At 53.9% G+C, this 13,334-nt stretch carries 15 protein-coding genes and 1 pseudogene; 8 read left to right on the plus strand and 8 right to left on the minus strand.

The features are described 5' to 3' along the window. Positions 1-330 precede the first annotated feature (330 nt). The 7 genes from AC0L73_RS09670 to AC0L73_RS09700 all read left to right on the plus strand — a co-directional run bounded on the left by AC0L73_RS09670 (position 331) and on the right by AC0L73_RS09700 (position 6,351). Entirely contained in the window at positions 331-876 is a 546-nt protein-coding gene (locus tag AC0L73_RS09670; RefSeq protein ID WP_473653630.1) for a DUF3576 domain-containing protein, read from the plus strand. A 114-nt stretch (positions 877-990) separates the two neighbouring features. Then, the gene (leuS, locus tag AC0L73_RS09675; protein WP_473653631.1) at positions 991-3,549 is read left to right on the plus strand and encodes a leucine--tRNA ligase; all 2,559 of its coding nucleotides are present in this window, start codon (positions 991-993) and stop codon (positions 3,547-3,549) included. Further along, positions 3,536-4,036, plus strand: coding sequence for an LPS assembly lipoprotein LptE (gene lptE, locus AC0L73_RS09680; RefSeq protein ID WP_473653632.1), 501 nt, complete (start codon positions 3,536-3,538; stop codon positions 4,034-4,036). Before leuS ends, lptE begins: the two co-directional genes overlap by 14 nt. A gap of 4 nt (positions 4,037-4,040) precedes the next feature. Next, a complete protein-coding gene (holA, locus tag AC0L73_RS09685) occupies positions 4,041-5,060 on the plus strand; it encodes a DNA polymerase III subunit delta (protein ID WP_473653633.1) in 1,020 nt (339 codons plus the stop codon). 6 nt (positions 5,061-5,066) lie between these two features. After that, positions 5,067-5,276: a hypothetical protein gene (locus AC0L73_RS09690; protein ID WP_473653634.1), complete on the plus strand. Its 210-nt coding sequence runs from the start codon at positions 5,067-5,069 to the stop codon at positions 5,274-5,276. Continuing rightward, a complete protein-coding gene (locus tag AC0L73_RS09695; RefSeq protein ID WP_473653635.1) occupies positions 5,189-5,713 on the plus strand; it encodes an HAD-IA family hydrolase in 525 nt (174 codons plus the stop codon). The genes AC0L73_RS09690 and AC0L73_RS09695 overlap by 88 nt, the downstream gene beginning before the upstream one ends. A 17-nt stretch (positions 5,714-5,730) precedes the next feature. Continuing rightward, complete coding sequence (locus AC0L73_RS09700; protein ID WP_473653636.1) at positions 5,731-6,351, plus strand: pyridoxamine 5'-phosphate oxidase family protein; 621 nt, start codon at positions 5,731-5,733, stop codon at positions 6,349-6,351. Positions 6,352-6,392: 41 nt separating this feature from the next. On the opposite strand, the gene AC0L73_RS09705 is transcribed toward AC0L73_RS09700, so the two are convergent. Both AC0L73_RS09705 and AC0L73_RS09710 read right to left on the minus strand, forming a co-directional pair. Then, positions 6,393-6,941, minus strand: coding sequence for a GNAT family N-acetyltransferase (locus tag AC0L73_RS09705; protein WP_473653637.1), 549 nt, complete (start codon positions 6,939-6,941; stop codon positions 6,393-6,395). Then, positions 6,934-7,179 (minus strand): hypothetical protein, encoded by a 246-nt coding sequence (locus tag AC0L73_RS09710; protein WP_473653638.1) that lies wholly within the window; start codon positions 7,177-7,179, stop codon positions 6,934-6,936. The genes AC0L73_RS09705 and AC0L73_RS09710 overlap by 8 nt, the downstream gene beginning before the upstream one ends. A 147-nt stretch (positions 7,180-7,326) precedes the next feature. Between AC0L73_RS09710 and AC0L73_RS09715 the strand changes: the two genes are divergently transcribed. Continuing rightward, entirely contained in the window at positions 7,327-8,223 is an 897-nt protein-coding gene (locus AC0L73_RS09715; RefSeq protein WP_473653639.1) for a LysR family transcriptional regulator, read from the plus strand. 30 nt (positions 8,224-8,253) lie between these two features. Here AC0L73_RS09715 and AC0L73_RS09720 read toward each other — a convergent pair whose 3' ends face one another. The 6 genes and pseudogenes from AC0L73_RS09720 to mnmG all read right to left on the minus strand — a co-directional run bounded on the left by AC0L73_RS09720 (position 8,254) and on the right by mnmG (position 13,247). Then, on the minus strand, positions 8,254-8,730 hold the full coding sequence (locus AC0L73_RS09720; protein WP_473653640.1) for a VOC family protein: 477 nt from the start codon (positions 8,728-8,730) through the stop codon (positions 8,254-8,256). 48 nt (positions 8,731-8,778) lie between these two features. Further along, positions 8,779-9,114, minus strand: coding sequence for a hypothetical protein (locus tag AC0L73_RS09725; RefSeq protein WP_473655436.1), 336 nt, complete (start codon positions 9,112-9,114; stop codon positions 8,779-8,781). A gap of 174 nt (positions 9,115-9,288) precedes the next feature. Beyond that, positions 9,289-9,905, minus strand: a pseudogene (locus AC0L73_RS09730) (ParB/RepB/Spo0J family partition protein); the annotation flags it as partial. Between the two features lie 22 nt (positions 9,906-9,927). After that, a complete protein-coding gene (locus AC0L73_RS09735) occupies positions 9,928-10,743 on the minus strand; it encodes a ParA family protein (RefSeq protein ID WP_227948411.1) in 816 nt (271 codons plus the stop codon). Then, positions 10,736-11,392, minus strand: coding sequence for a 16S rRNA (guanine(527)-N(7))-methyltransferase RsmG (rsmG, locus tag AC0L73_RS09740; protein WP_473653641.1), 657 nt, complete (start codon positions 11,390-11,392; stop codon positions 10,736-10,738). The genes AC0L73_RS09735 and rsmG overlap by 8 nt, the downstream gene beginning before the upstream one ends. After that, positions 11,385-13,247: a tRNA uridine-5-carboxymethylaminomethyl(34) synthesis enzyme MnmG gene (gene mnmG / locus AC0L73_RS09745; protein ID WP_473653642.1), complete on the minus strand. Its 1,863-nt coding sequence runs from the start codon at positions 13,245-13,247 to the stop codon at positions 11,385-11,387. Before mnmG ends, rsmG begins: the two co-directional genes overlap by 8 nt. Positions 13,248-13,334 lie beyond the last annotated feature (87 nt).

Raw genomic sequence — 13,334 nt, forward strand, 5'->3', positions numbered from 1 at the left:
GCAGCCGAGCAACAGCTGCATAATAGATTGATAATAAAAGCGAATGACCGAGGCGCCCCAGCGGTCCGGCGGAATTAATGAGCAATGAACTGTGGCACGTCAAGCGATCCGGGATCACTTGTGACTAGCATCACAAACTTTCCCATGAAGTTTTTGTGATGAGCGTTTTTATCGCTGACCTGATGGCGGACCCCCGGTTCAGGGGATATATTGGTTCACGGCCATTTTCTCCTGTTCTCAAAAGCGGAAAGCTGGCATAAACTCACCTTTTCTTGATTTCGCCCAATTTTGAGCGTTTAGTGGCCAGAGGAAATAAGGATTCAGACAGATATGACACGACAAAAATTATATGCATTAGCAGCCGGCTGTTGCTTGGCATTATTGCTGGCGGGTTGTGAATCTGATTTGAGCGCAAAATCCAACTTCCCGGAATCCAGCCGCGGCGTCGTTTATCAGGACGGCGTTAAAGATGAACAGACGATCTTCGGCAAGGGCGGAATTTTTGGCGACGATGATAAAGATCTGCAGGATGGCGTCGGGTCCGGCGGTGGTCTTGGGGTTAATGCCTATCTGTGGCGCGCCTCGCTCGACACTCTCTCCTTTATGCCGCTTTCCTCGGCAGATCCTTTCGGTGGCGTGATTATCACAGACTGGTATTCCTCCCCCGATTCCCCAAATGAGCGTTTCAAGGTAACCGTTTATATTCTCGATCGGCGTCTGCGCGCGGACGGGGTACGCGTCACCGCCTTCAAGCAGAACCTCGATACCGTCAACCAGTGGATCGCTGTCCCGCTTGCACCCAAGGTTACGGCGGATCTTGAAAATGCCATTCTTTCCAAGGCACGCAGCCTTAGGGTAGCGCGCGAAGGCGAATAACCTTATAAGAACCGGGCCCATAAGAGTTCGCACCCCAATCTTTTATGAGAATGAGGAAGGCGGGCACAGGCGCCTTTTAGACACTTAAGATCAGGATGGAACGGGAAACAGCCTATGTCCCGCTATAATGCGAAAGAAGTAGAAGCCAAATGGCAGGCCAGCTGGGCCGAGCATAAAAGTTTCGAGGTAGAGGCCGATCCGGCCAAGCCCAAATACTACGTGCTGGAGATGTTTCCCTATCCGTCGGGGCGCATTCATATCGGCCATGTCCGCAATTACACCATGGGCGACGTCGTCGCGCGTTACAAAACGGCGCAAGGCTTTAACGTGCTTCATCCCATGGGTTGGGATGCCTTCGGCCTGCCCGCCGAGAACGCCGCCCGCGACAAGGGCGTCCATCCCGCCGACTGGACTTACGCCAATATCGCCCATATGCGCGACGAGTTGAAGGGCATGGGCCTTTCCCTCGACTGGAGCAAGGAAATCGCGACCTGCCATCCGGGTTATTACGGGCATCAGCAAAAGCTCTTCCTTGATTTCTTCAAGAAAGGCCTCGTCTACCGCAAAGAAACCTGGGTCAACTGGGATCCTATCGATATGACCGTGCTCGCCAATGAGCAGGTGATCGACGGCAAGGGCTGGCGTTCCGGCGCCGTGGTCGAGAAACGGAAACTGGATCAATGGATGTTCCGCATTTCCGACTATAGCGAGGAGCTCTTAACTGCCCTCGACACACTCGACCGCTGGCCTGACCGCGTCCGCCTGATGCAGCAGAACTGGATCGGTCGCTCACAGGGCGCACATATCGCGTTTGATATCATTGGCGAGGATGACCCGCTCAATATCTATACAACGCGCCCCGACACCCTGTTCGGCGCGAGTTTCATGGCGGTGTCCGCCGATCATCCGCTGACCCAGCGGCTGGCGAAAGACAACCCCGAGATTGCCGCCTTCGTCGCCGAATGCCATCAGATGGGCACCAGCGAAGAAGCCATTGAAAAGGCGGAAAAGCGGGGCGTCAACACGGGCCTTGAAGTCGCCCACCCTTTTATTTCCGGCAAAACACTGCCTATTTATGTCGCCAACTTCGTCCTGATGGATTATGGCACCGGCGCAATTTTCGGCTGTCCTGCCCATGATCAGCGCGACCTTGATTTCGCGCGAAAATACGGCCTGGAGGTCACTCCTGTTGTGGCGCAGGACGGTGCGGACCCGGAAATTGGTGACGAGGCGTATACCGGCCCCGGAAAAATCATCAATTCCGATTTCCTGAACGGCATGGAGGTTGAGGCCGCAAAGTCTGAGATTATCCGCCGACTTGAGGAAATGGACAAAGGCACGGAAAAGATCAATTACCGGCTGCGTGACTGGGGCCTCTCGCGGCAGCGCTACTGGGGCTGCCCTATCCCGATGATCCATTGCGCTAAATGCGGCACAGTGGCCGAAGCTGAAGAAAATCTCCCTGTTAAGCTCCCTGATGACGTGACATTTGATAAGCCGGGCAATCCGCTCGACCATCATCCGACGTGGAAGCATGTCGATTGCCCGGAATGCGGCGGTGAGGCAACGCGCGAGACGGACACAATGGATACCTTCGTGGATTCATCATGGTATTTCGCACGCTTCTGTTCCCCGCGCGCCGATCAGCCGGTGGAGCGCGAGAAAGTCGACTACTGGCTGCCCGTTGATCAGTATATCGGCGGGATCGAACATGCGATCCTGCATTTGCTCTATTCTCGCTTTTATTCACGCGCGATGATGCAAACCGGCTGGTCCGATGTGGAGGAACCCTTTGCCGGGCTGTTCACGCAGGGCATGGTGACCCATGAGACCTATAAATCCACGACCGGCGAATGGCTGCTGCCCGATGAGGTGGATCATAATGACGCCGGGGAACTGATCGAACTCTCAACCGGCAACGCCGTCACCGTTGGCGGCGTCGAGAAGATGTCGAAATCGAAGAAAAATGTTGTTGATCCCGGCGCGATTATCGAAAAATTCGGCGCCGATGCCGCGCGTTGGTATGTCCTCTCCGACAGCCCGCCTGATCGCGACATGGAATGGACCGATGCGGGCGCAACCGGTGCCTGGCGCTTCGTCCAGCGTCTCCATCGTTATATCCTCGAAAATCAGGAAATGGCTGCCGCCTCCGGCACGGCAATGCCTGAAAAATTTTCCGAAGAAGCGATCAAGCTCCGCAAGGCCGCGCATAAAACGGTGGCACAGGTCACGGACAATATCGAGAATTTGCATTTCAACAATGCCATCGCGCGTATTTATGAGTTTATGAAGGCCCTGAGCGATTATAAATTCGAAGAAGATGCCAGCGGAAAGTGGGCTCTGCGCGAGAGTATGGAGATCATGGTCCAGCTCGTCGCGCCGATGATGCCTCACCTTGCAGAGGAACTCTGGCAGACATTGGATCATGACACCATGTTGGTGGAGACGCGCTGGCCGCAAGCTGATCCAGCGCTTATCAAAGAGGATCAGATTACCATGGCTGTGCAGGTAAAAGGCAAGCTGCGCGGCACCATAGAGGTGGCACTCGATGAGGACGCGGCAAAAGTGGAAGAAATTGCGCTCGCGCAAAAATCAGTCCAGAATGCAATTGGCGAAAATACCATTCGCAAAGTCATCGTTGTACCGAACCGGATCGTCAATGTCGTTATTTAGAGTCAGTCTTGTATTCCTCATTATGAGCCTCGCGGCTGCCTGCGGTTTTCAGCCGCTCTATGGCAGCGCGACGCGAAACGCCGGGGTACAGGAAAAGCTCGCTCAAATCTATGTGGAGCCGATCGGCGGACGGACGGGCCAGATCCTTCGCAATGAATTACTTGATCTTGCCAATCCGGGCGGCATTCCGAGAACGCCAACCTATCGCCTTGCCGTCGTTATCGAGGTTCTGTCCGAGGGCCTCGCCATCCAGAATGACGACACCAAGACCCGCTATAACCTGACGCTCAACAGCAAATTTCGCCTGACCGATGCCACCGGGAAAGAGGCAATTTACTCCGGCTCAACACAAAATATTGCCTCCTACAACGTGGTGCAGTCGGAATTTGCCAACCTCGCCGCCGCGAATAACGCGGAAAAGCGCGCCGCCCTGGTCGCCGCCGAACAGATCAATCAACAGCTTTCCGTCTTCTTCGCAGGGCGATGATCCGGTGGAGCTGAAAAGCAACCAAATTCCCGCCTTTCTCAAGTCCCGCGACCCGAAATACCGCATTTTTCTCCTGTTTGGGCCCGATGAGGGCCTTGTGCGAGAGCTTTCCCGCGCGATTTGCGTGAGTATCGTTGAAAGCCTCGATGATCCGTTCCGCTATATAGAGATGGAGGCCAGCGATCTCAGCTCGGACCCTGCGCGGCTGTTGGATGAGGTGACGGCCATCTCCATGATGGGCGGGGAACGCGTTGTCCGCCTGCGTAGCGCGAATAACAACGCCAAAGGCTATATCGAGCCTGTGTTGGAACTGGACCTCACCGACAGCGTACTGGTGATCGAGGCGGGAGACATTCGTAAAGACAGTGCCCTCGTTAAAATGATCAGCAAGGCGCCGAATGGTGCCGTGACGCCCTGTTTTCATGACAAGTCGCAGGATATCCTTAGCCTTATCAACGAGGTATTGGGCGCGGCGAACCTCACTCCGTCGCGGGATGTCATCGAGTATTTGCGCGAAAATCTCGGCGGGGACCGGGCAATTTCCCGGGGAGAGCTTGAAAAACTGGTGCTGTATATGCGCGGGCGGACAGATCCGATGACCCTTGCCGATGTGCGGGCCAATATCGGTGATTCCAGCGCGCAAAGTATCTTCGATGTGATTGATGCGACCTTGCTGGGCGATCTGAACGGACTGGAGAAATACCTCAACAAGGCCTTTTCTGCGGGGGAAAGCCCCATCGGCTTTCTTCGCATGATCCAGAACCAGCTGAAACAGCTGCACAAGGCCGCCGCAATCCGCGATGCCGGGGCCCGCGCAGAGGATGCGATCCGCAAGGCGGGCATTCCGTTTTTCAATCAGAAAAAGGCGGCGGCGGAGATTGGCGGCAAGTCGAGTGCGCATTTCGCGACCTGCCTCGACATCACGCTTGATGCGGAAATTAAATGCAAATCAACAGGTTATCCGGATGAAGCGATCTGCCGCCGGGCGCTTATGCGCATCGCCATGGCCAACCGGAGGAGATAACGAGTCATGGCGCGCCCTGATCTGATTATTTTCGATTGCGACGGCGTCCTGGTGGATACGGAACCCACATCCAACGCTGTCCTTGCTGAAAATCTCACTCGCCATGGCCTTTCCCTCTCCGCTGAGGAATGCACGGCCCTATTCACCGGGTGGAGCATGGTGAATGTGGAAAAGGAAGCAAAAAGCTTGGCGCCTCGCTCCCGGAGGGGTGGATAAAGGAAGTCTACGCCGAAGAATTTGCTGCGTTGAAGCAAGGCGTGCCCGCCATGGCGGGAATCCACGACATACTGGACCGTCTCGATGCGATCCGCCTTCCCTTTTGCGTTGCCTCCAACGGGAGTGAGGAAAAAATGGCTATTACCCTCGGCCAGACCGGCCTTCTCCCGCGATTTGAGGGGGCGATGTTCTCCGCCCATACGCTCAAAACCTCGAAACCCGATCCGGCGCTGTTTCAGGCGGCACTCGCTGCCTTCAAGGTGGGACCCGCCCGTGCCGTGGTGATTGAGGATAGCGTCCTCGGCTCGACCGGCGCCGCCCGCGCCGACATCCCCTGCTATGGCTTCGCCCCCCATCACAACGGTGCCGACCTCGCCGCCACCGGGGCGAGAGTATTTAAGGACATGTGTGAGTTAGCAGAGCTATTGAAAATTTGATTTTGGAATATACGACAATGCCGGATTCGCATGAAATTACGTCAATTGAGGCGTTAGAGGCGCTTTATGACGCCGTTAATCCCATTTCACTTGCGAAGGAGACACCGTCGCTCACACCGGAATACCGGCAATGGATCGAGAAATCGCCGTTCTTTGCTTTGGCAAGCTGCGGGCCGGACGGGCTTGATTGTTCGCCGCGCGGCGACGCAGTGGGCCAGCTTTTTCACGTTCTGGATGACCGGCATATCGCCATTCCGGACCGGCGCGGCAATAACCGCATCGATACATTGCGCAATATTGTCCATGATCCGCGCGTCGCGCTTCTCTTCCTGATCCCGGGGATTGAGGAATGCTTGCGCATCAACGGACACGCCGTCATAACAACGGAACCTCAATTAATTCAAAGCTTGAAGGTTGGCGCCACGACGCCACGGTCGGTTGTTCTGGTTGAGATAGACGCTGTCTATTTCCAGTGCGCGCGGGCACTGAAACGCTCGAAACTCTGGGATCCGGCCGCACAAATTGACAAAAAAGACGTGCCGACGGCCGGTCAGATGACGAAGGCTGCCAAACCCGACTTCGACGCCAAGGCATATGATGCAGAGCTCCCCGCCCGCCAAAAGTCCACCCTATATTAAGGGCTGACAGGTTGAGCGGCGGGCGGGGTCACCAGAGCAAACTATTGCGGTCGCTTGGACCCGGCAACATCCGCAAAGTTTCGGCCTGACAGAGAGAAAATACCCTTTGTTAGACCCGTCTGGTGGGAGAAACTTGCACCAAATTTCCAGGCAAGGCGGCGCATGGCCGCATTATGAGGCAGAAAATTCACCTCAAGCCGGGCAATCCCGTTGTCCCGAGCACACCGTAACGCGAGCGCCATCAGGCGCGTGCCGATACCAATATCCTGCCAGTCGTCTTCGACACTAATGGCCAATTCGGCCGTATGGCGTGGCTTATCCCGATCAAACCGGAGTTCCACCACCCCACGAAGTGTATCTCCGATAAAGGCACCGCAGATAATTGGCATTGGTTGCCCTTCATTGCGGGCGTAATTGACAATTATCCGCTCAGAAACGGGCCCACCAAAACGCCACGCCCTGGTTTCCGGGCTTAGGCGGATCAGGTGATCCTGCAGCATATAATGCTCCATTGGGCGTAGTTCCCGGTAAATCGGGGTGAGAATGCCGTGTTGGGGCTGTAATAGTGCCGCTTTTACAGGGTTAGTCATAATGCACCCTGGTTTGCTGATGCCGTTCCGTCATGGTCTCCATTTTACGGATTATCCATACACCGGCGTGTTTGCTCGCTTGCGCAAACTGGTGAATTTCTTTGCGGACCCACATCATGGCAACTCCAGACAGCCGGTGAACTTCTTCACTTCTAAGCCGTCGTGCCTCCCGAATGCCGCTGTTGATGTCCGCAAGTGTGATATTTCCGTCCGTTTTGCCTTGAAACAAATCATTCATCGAAATTTCCTCTTTTACTCTTGCGAAAGAAATCGTCTGCAGCCATATTTATGCTGCACTGCAATACATATGTTGCATTGCGGTATTTGAAAAGGCCGACTTTGGTCATAGCTGCTGTGCCTGAGAGGAATAGATAGAGAATAGCCCATGGATATTGCCAGTCAGATGATCCTGTTCGCCAATGTGGTGGATCACGGCAGCTTTTCTGCTACGGCCCGCAGCCTTGGCCTCACACCGTCCGCGGTGAGCAAGCAGATCAGCCAGCTTGAGGATAAGCTCGGCGTGCGGCTTCTCAACCGTTCAACCCGGCATGTCACCACCACGTTGGAGGGGCGCAGCTTTTACGAACGCTGCGCACAAATTTCCGCGGAAGTGCATCGCGCCGAGGAATTGGCGCAGTCATTTAGCGGCCGTCCGCAGGGGAATTTGCGAATTGCTGCGACGGTTGCCTTCGGAAAAGCGCGTCTGATGCCACTTATGCCAGCCTTTACCGCCAGTTACCCCGCCTTAAAGGTGGAATTGGAACTTACCGACCGGCATATAGATCTTTCTGATTCTGAATTTGATCTCGCCATCCGCTTTCCGGAGCAAATCACCGATACGTCCCTGGTTGCCTGCAAGCTTGGGAGTAGTAAACGTCTCCTCTGCGCCGCACCTTCCTACATCGCCGCCCATGGAACGCCCAAGTCCCCCGCAGACCTTAAAAACCATAATTGCCTCAGGATTTCTACGGTATCTCATTGGAATGACTGGCATTTTAAACGCGGAGATGAGACCTGGACTTATGCCGCGAGCGGCAATTTCAATGCCAACAGTGCCGATGCCGTTTATCATGCGACTCTTGCCGGGCTTGGTATCGCGCAGCTTTCGTCTTACCTTGTTGAGGCGGATATTGCCTCAGGTAATCTAATCACCCTCCTCCCCGACTATGAGGAAGACCCAACGGACATTTTTGCCGTCTATTCCGACAAAAGAAATCTCTCCCCCAAGGTCCGCGTCTTTATCGACTATATGGTAGAGCACTTTCGCATTCAGCCGCACTAATTTTTTTGAGATAACTACCTGGTTTTACTTCTAATTTTGGGCCGGTCTCTCACCAAGTGCCTGATAGAGCATTAAAAGGTAACCATCAGGGTCGAGAACAAATATTTCACGTTGGCCCTGTTCCCTGTCACCAACGGTTCGCCAAATGTCACGAAGCGAGCTATGTATTGGCCAATTTGCGCACGCAAGAGCATCCTGAAGACTAGAAATATCGTCAACGCAGATCTGAAACATCACCCCTTGACCCAAAGGGGGTGTCATTGGCCCTGTTTCCCAACGGCTAGAGCGCTGACACAGCATAACCTGTGCTCCGCGGCCATCTTTAAGCTGTCGTTCAAGATATACGAATTTTTCGGATTCACGCTCATATGCGACACGAAATCCTAAAACATCGCACCAGAACGCCTGGCTTTTCGAAATTTCTTCCACCAAAAGCTCACAGACCAATGCATGCCAGCCGGAAGATAGCGGCCCGCCCTTATCATCGCTGTGGTTTCCTGCAGTCATATGGAATATATTGACGATCAATCGCTTTCGGAACAATTTTAAATTGAATTATTCTTTCAATGCGTCGCCAAGAGCGTCCTTGATTTCATCGTCGTAATCATATTCGGAACCGGCGTCTTCTATTTCGTCCGTTTCTTCAGCCGTAGTCTCTTCGGAGGCATCTTCCGCCGCGTTTACATCGGCTTCGGCGTCTTTTTTAAAGGCCGCGAACTCATCGCGGAGGTCATCCCCTTCTTCGATGGGGTCTTCCTCCTTGCTTTCATTGAGCGTCGGAAGGGGTTCACGGGTCAAACGCCGGCACGCATCGTCAAGCTGGTCGAGATTTCCGTAATTAATGGTCACCGTGCCGCGACCGTCGGCGAAATGATCAATCTCCACCGCCATGCCGATTGCATTTGTAAGATCGTCTTCAAGTTCCCGTACATCCGGGCTCTTCTCAACCTTGGCCGCCTTGGGGACACGAGCGCTTTTTGTCTCTGTGCGCGGCTCCTGATCGCCCCTTTTTGCCAGCTTTTCTGCGGCTCTTACACTTAATCCTTCTGCGACGATCTTTTTCGCCAGCTTCTCCGCATTGTCATGATTAATCAATGTACGCGCCGCACCGGCGGAGAGGCTTCCCTCCTCACCATCGTCTGAACCGACGCGGGCAGGGTTAGAAGGCGCATCATATTTGCGACATGTGTCCGGCTTTTGCCAACATGCTGCGACAGACTTTCCTGGGTATGGTCAAATTCACCCATCAACCGCTTATAGGCTTCCGCTTCCTCGATTGAGGAGAGATCTTCACGCTGAATATTCTCGATCAGCGCGATTTCCATCGATTCCGCGTCGGTCAGCTCCTTGATGATGACCGGCACCGTGTGAAGCTGTGCCTGCTGCGCCGCGCGCCAACGCCGCTCGCCCGCAACAATTTCATATTCGCTATAGCTGCCAGGATTTCGTCGCACTAGAATAGGTTGTAGAACCCCCTTTTCCGCGATAGAGGCAGACAGGCTCTCGAGCGCCTCCAGATCCCAGTCGAGACGCGGCTGATACTTGTTCGCACGGAGTTGCTCCACCGGAACTTCCTTGGCCGAGCGGACTTTATCCAGATCGGCATAATCCGTGGCGGCATCATCGCCAAGAAGGGCGGACAATCCCCGCCCCAGTTTCTTTTTTGAATTATCGTCAGACATCACTTATTCACATTCCAGCCCGTCAGGCTGCGTTCAGATGGCGTTCCCGCCGGATCACTTCACTGGCAAGGCGGATATAGGCCTGACTTCCGGCACAGCGATGATCATAGATCAGCACGGGCTTGCCATGGCTGGGCGCTTCCGAAATCCGTACGTTGCGAGGGATTACAGTCCGGTAAACCTTTTCGCCGAGGAAATCCCGAACATCCTGTGCGACCTGCAGGGAAAGATTATTCCGCTTATCGAACATGGTCAAAACAACACCCTGGATCTCCAGCGCCGGATTGAGAGTCAGACGCACCCGCTCAATCGTTTTTATCAGCATGCTGAGTCCTTCAAGAGCGAAAAACTCGCACTGTAGCGGCACGACCACCGCATGGACGGCCACCATGGCGTTGAGTGTCAACAGGTTTAGCGATGGCGGACAGTCAATCAGGATATAATCATAGTCGCCGCGGACTTCAGACACCGCGTCATAAAGGCGATGGCTTCGACGCGGAAGCTCAATCAGCTCCAATTCCGCGCCGGAAAGATCGGCGGTGGAGGGCACCAGGTCAAGCTGGGGGATATTTGTCTTATGGATAGCCGTCTGGATCAGCGTTGTTCCCATCAGAACGCCGTAAACATTGTGTTCCCGGTCTTCCCGGCCGATTCCGAATCCCGTGCTGGCATTTCCCTGCGGATCGATATCAATAATCAGGACGCGTTGCCCAATTGCGGCAAGGGCCGTTGCCAGATTGATAGTTGTGGTGGTTTTGCCGACACCGCCTTTTTGGTTTGCAATGGCCAGAATACGCGCCGTTGCCGAATTTCGAAGACCTGCAACATCCTTACTCATGATTTTCTGCCTCTCTTGACGATGATCGGCGGCGTAATCCCGTAATTTTCAGGATGTGACCGTCTTCACTTGTTAAACTACAACGTTTTTCGACGTCCATAATCCAACATTTAGAGGCTTTGGTCAATTCCTCATCTACATCTTGTCCCTTTAAAAAGAGAAATTCTGTTTCCTTATGAGCAAAGGGTGCCGCAAGATCGAGCAATTTATCGAGGGGCGCCAACGCCCGGGCCGAAATTACATCGGCCGAAAAGGCCGAAATCTCTTCAATCCGACCGCGATGAAGGGTAAGATTGGCCGATGTTTCACGTGAAACATTGCTCATGAACAGGCATTTGCGTTGATCGCTTTCAATGGCGTGCACATCGAACTCACTACAAATTGCCACTACCAAGGCCGGAAAGCCTGCCCCGCTCCCTAGATCAATCCAGCTTCCACTTTTTTTCGACGCCAGATCGAGAAGTTGATAACTATCCAGCATGTGCCGGCGCCAAAGATCCTTGAGAGTAGATTTTCCAACGAGATTGATCGCCTTTTGCCATTTTTCAAGCAAGCCGCCATAAATAATCAACTTGTCCAATGTTTCACGTGAAACATTGCTGACATTCTGAAATCCGCCTGATTCAAGAGCCTTTGTTTGATCAGCCATGATGGCGATGCGCGCCGCGCTTAACGTGAGACAAAAGTGCCGTAAGTGCCGCCGGAGTTACCCCTGAAATACGCGCCGCCTGCCCGAGGGTTGTTGGCCTGACATCAGAAAGTTTCTGCCGAACTTCATTCGAGAGACCCGCCACCTGTTCAAAGCGCAGCGAGTCAGGAAACTGAAGAGATTCATCTTTGCGAAAATCCTGAATATCAGATTTTTGTCGTTCCAAATAGCCGCTATACTGAGCGTCAATGGCAAGTTGTTCCAAAATATCCGCCTTGATCTCCGAAACTTCTGGCCAAATGCGGGAAATATCCTCAACCCCAATGTCCGGATAGGCCAACAAATCACGCGCGGAACGGCGCACCCCATCCTGATTCACATTGAGCCCGTATTTACGCGCTTCGTTGGGTGTGAGGTTAAGATCATCAAATAGGGCCCGCGCTGTCCTGAGATCCTCTCGTTTTTCTGTAAATTGACCAGCTCGCTCGGATCCAACACATCCGACCTCCATCCCTATGCCGGTCAAACGTTGATCCGCATTATCCGCGCGCAAAATCAACCGGTATTCCGCACGAGATGTAAACATGCGATACGGTTCTTTCGTCCCGCGCGTGACCAGGTCATCGATCATCACACCAATATAGGCATCGGCGCGATCGAGAATGAAGTCCGTTCCACCGCCGGCCTGCCGCGCAGCATTGAGGCCTGCCATCAGGCCTTGGGCTGCTGCCTCTTCATATCCCGTTGTGCCGTTTATCTGTCCGGCAAGAAAAAGGTTCTTCAGGCGGCGCGTCTCCAATGTTGGCTTTAATTCGCGCGGATCAACAAAATCATATTCAATGGCGTAGCCGGGACGATACCATTCGACTTTCTCCAATCCCGGAATGGAGCGGAGAAACGCCATTTGAACATCCTCAGGCAATGATGTCGAAATGCCATTCGGGTAAATCGTATCGTCATCAAGCCCTTCGGGCTCCAGAAAAATCTGATGGCTTGATTTATCCGCGAAACGGACGACTTTATCCTCAATGGAGGGACAGTAACGCGGCCCCGTCCCTTCTATCTGGCCCGAATACATCGGGGCGCGATGCAGGTTGTCACGGATAATCCGGTGGGTTTCCTCGCTGGTGCCCGTAATATGACAATTGACCTGCGGTGTTGAAATTTCTTTGGTAAGAAAGGAAAAAGGCACAGGCACATCATCCCCGGCTTGTTCCTCCAACACGGACCAATTAATTGTTTTCCCGTCCAACCGGGCGGGTGTACCGGTTTTAAGACGCCCGAGTTCAAAGCCAGCGCGCTCAAGCGTGATAGATAAGCCGTTCGACGGTGCATCGCCAATTCGGCCCGCCGGGATTTTTGCTTCTCCCATATGGATAAGGCCACGGAGAAACGTCCCGGTGGTCAGAATCACGTTACCGGCTGGAATTTCCTTTCCGTCTGCTGTGATTACTCCGGAAACGCATCCATTATTAACAATCAAATCCTCGACCGAGGTCGCATGAATAGTCAGATTCTGTTGATTATGAAGGGCCGCCTGCATAGCCTCCCGATAGAGTTTCCGATCGGATTGCGCGCGCGGGCCTCTTACTGCGGGACCTTTTCGGCGATTAAGAAGACGGAATTGAATACCGGCCGCATCGGCAACCCGCCCCATCACCCCATCCAACGCGTCAATCTCTCGCACCAGATGGCCCTTGCCCAACCCGCCGATGGCAGGATTACAGGACATTTCGCCAATGGTCTCGAGTTTGTGCGTGATCAGGAGAGTGGCCGCCCCAAGACGCGCAGAAGCCGCCGCCGCCTCGCAGCCCGCATGCCCCCCGCCAATGACAATCACATCATATTTGCTCATAGTCAGACCCTAATGAATAAGTCACCCTACATATAGAGTTGCCTGGTTTAAGACAAGCAGGGAAAGTATCGCGATTTCGAAATGTTT

The sequence above is a fragment of the Sneathiella sp. D3-11 genome (assembly GCF_055809395.1).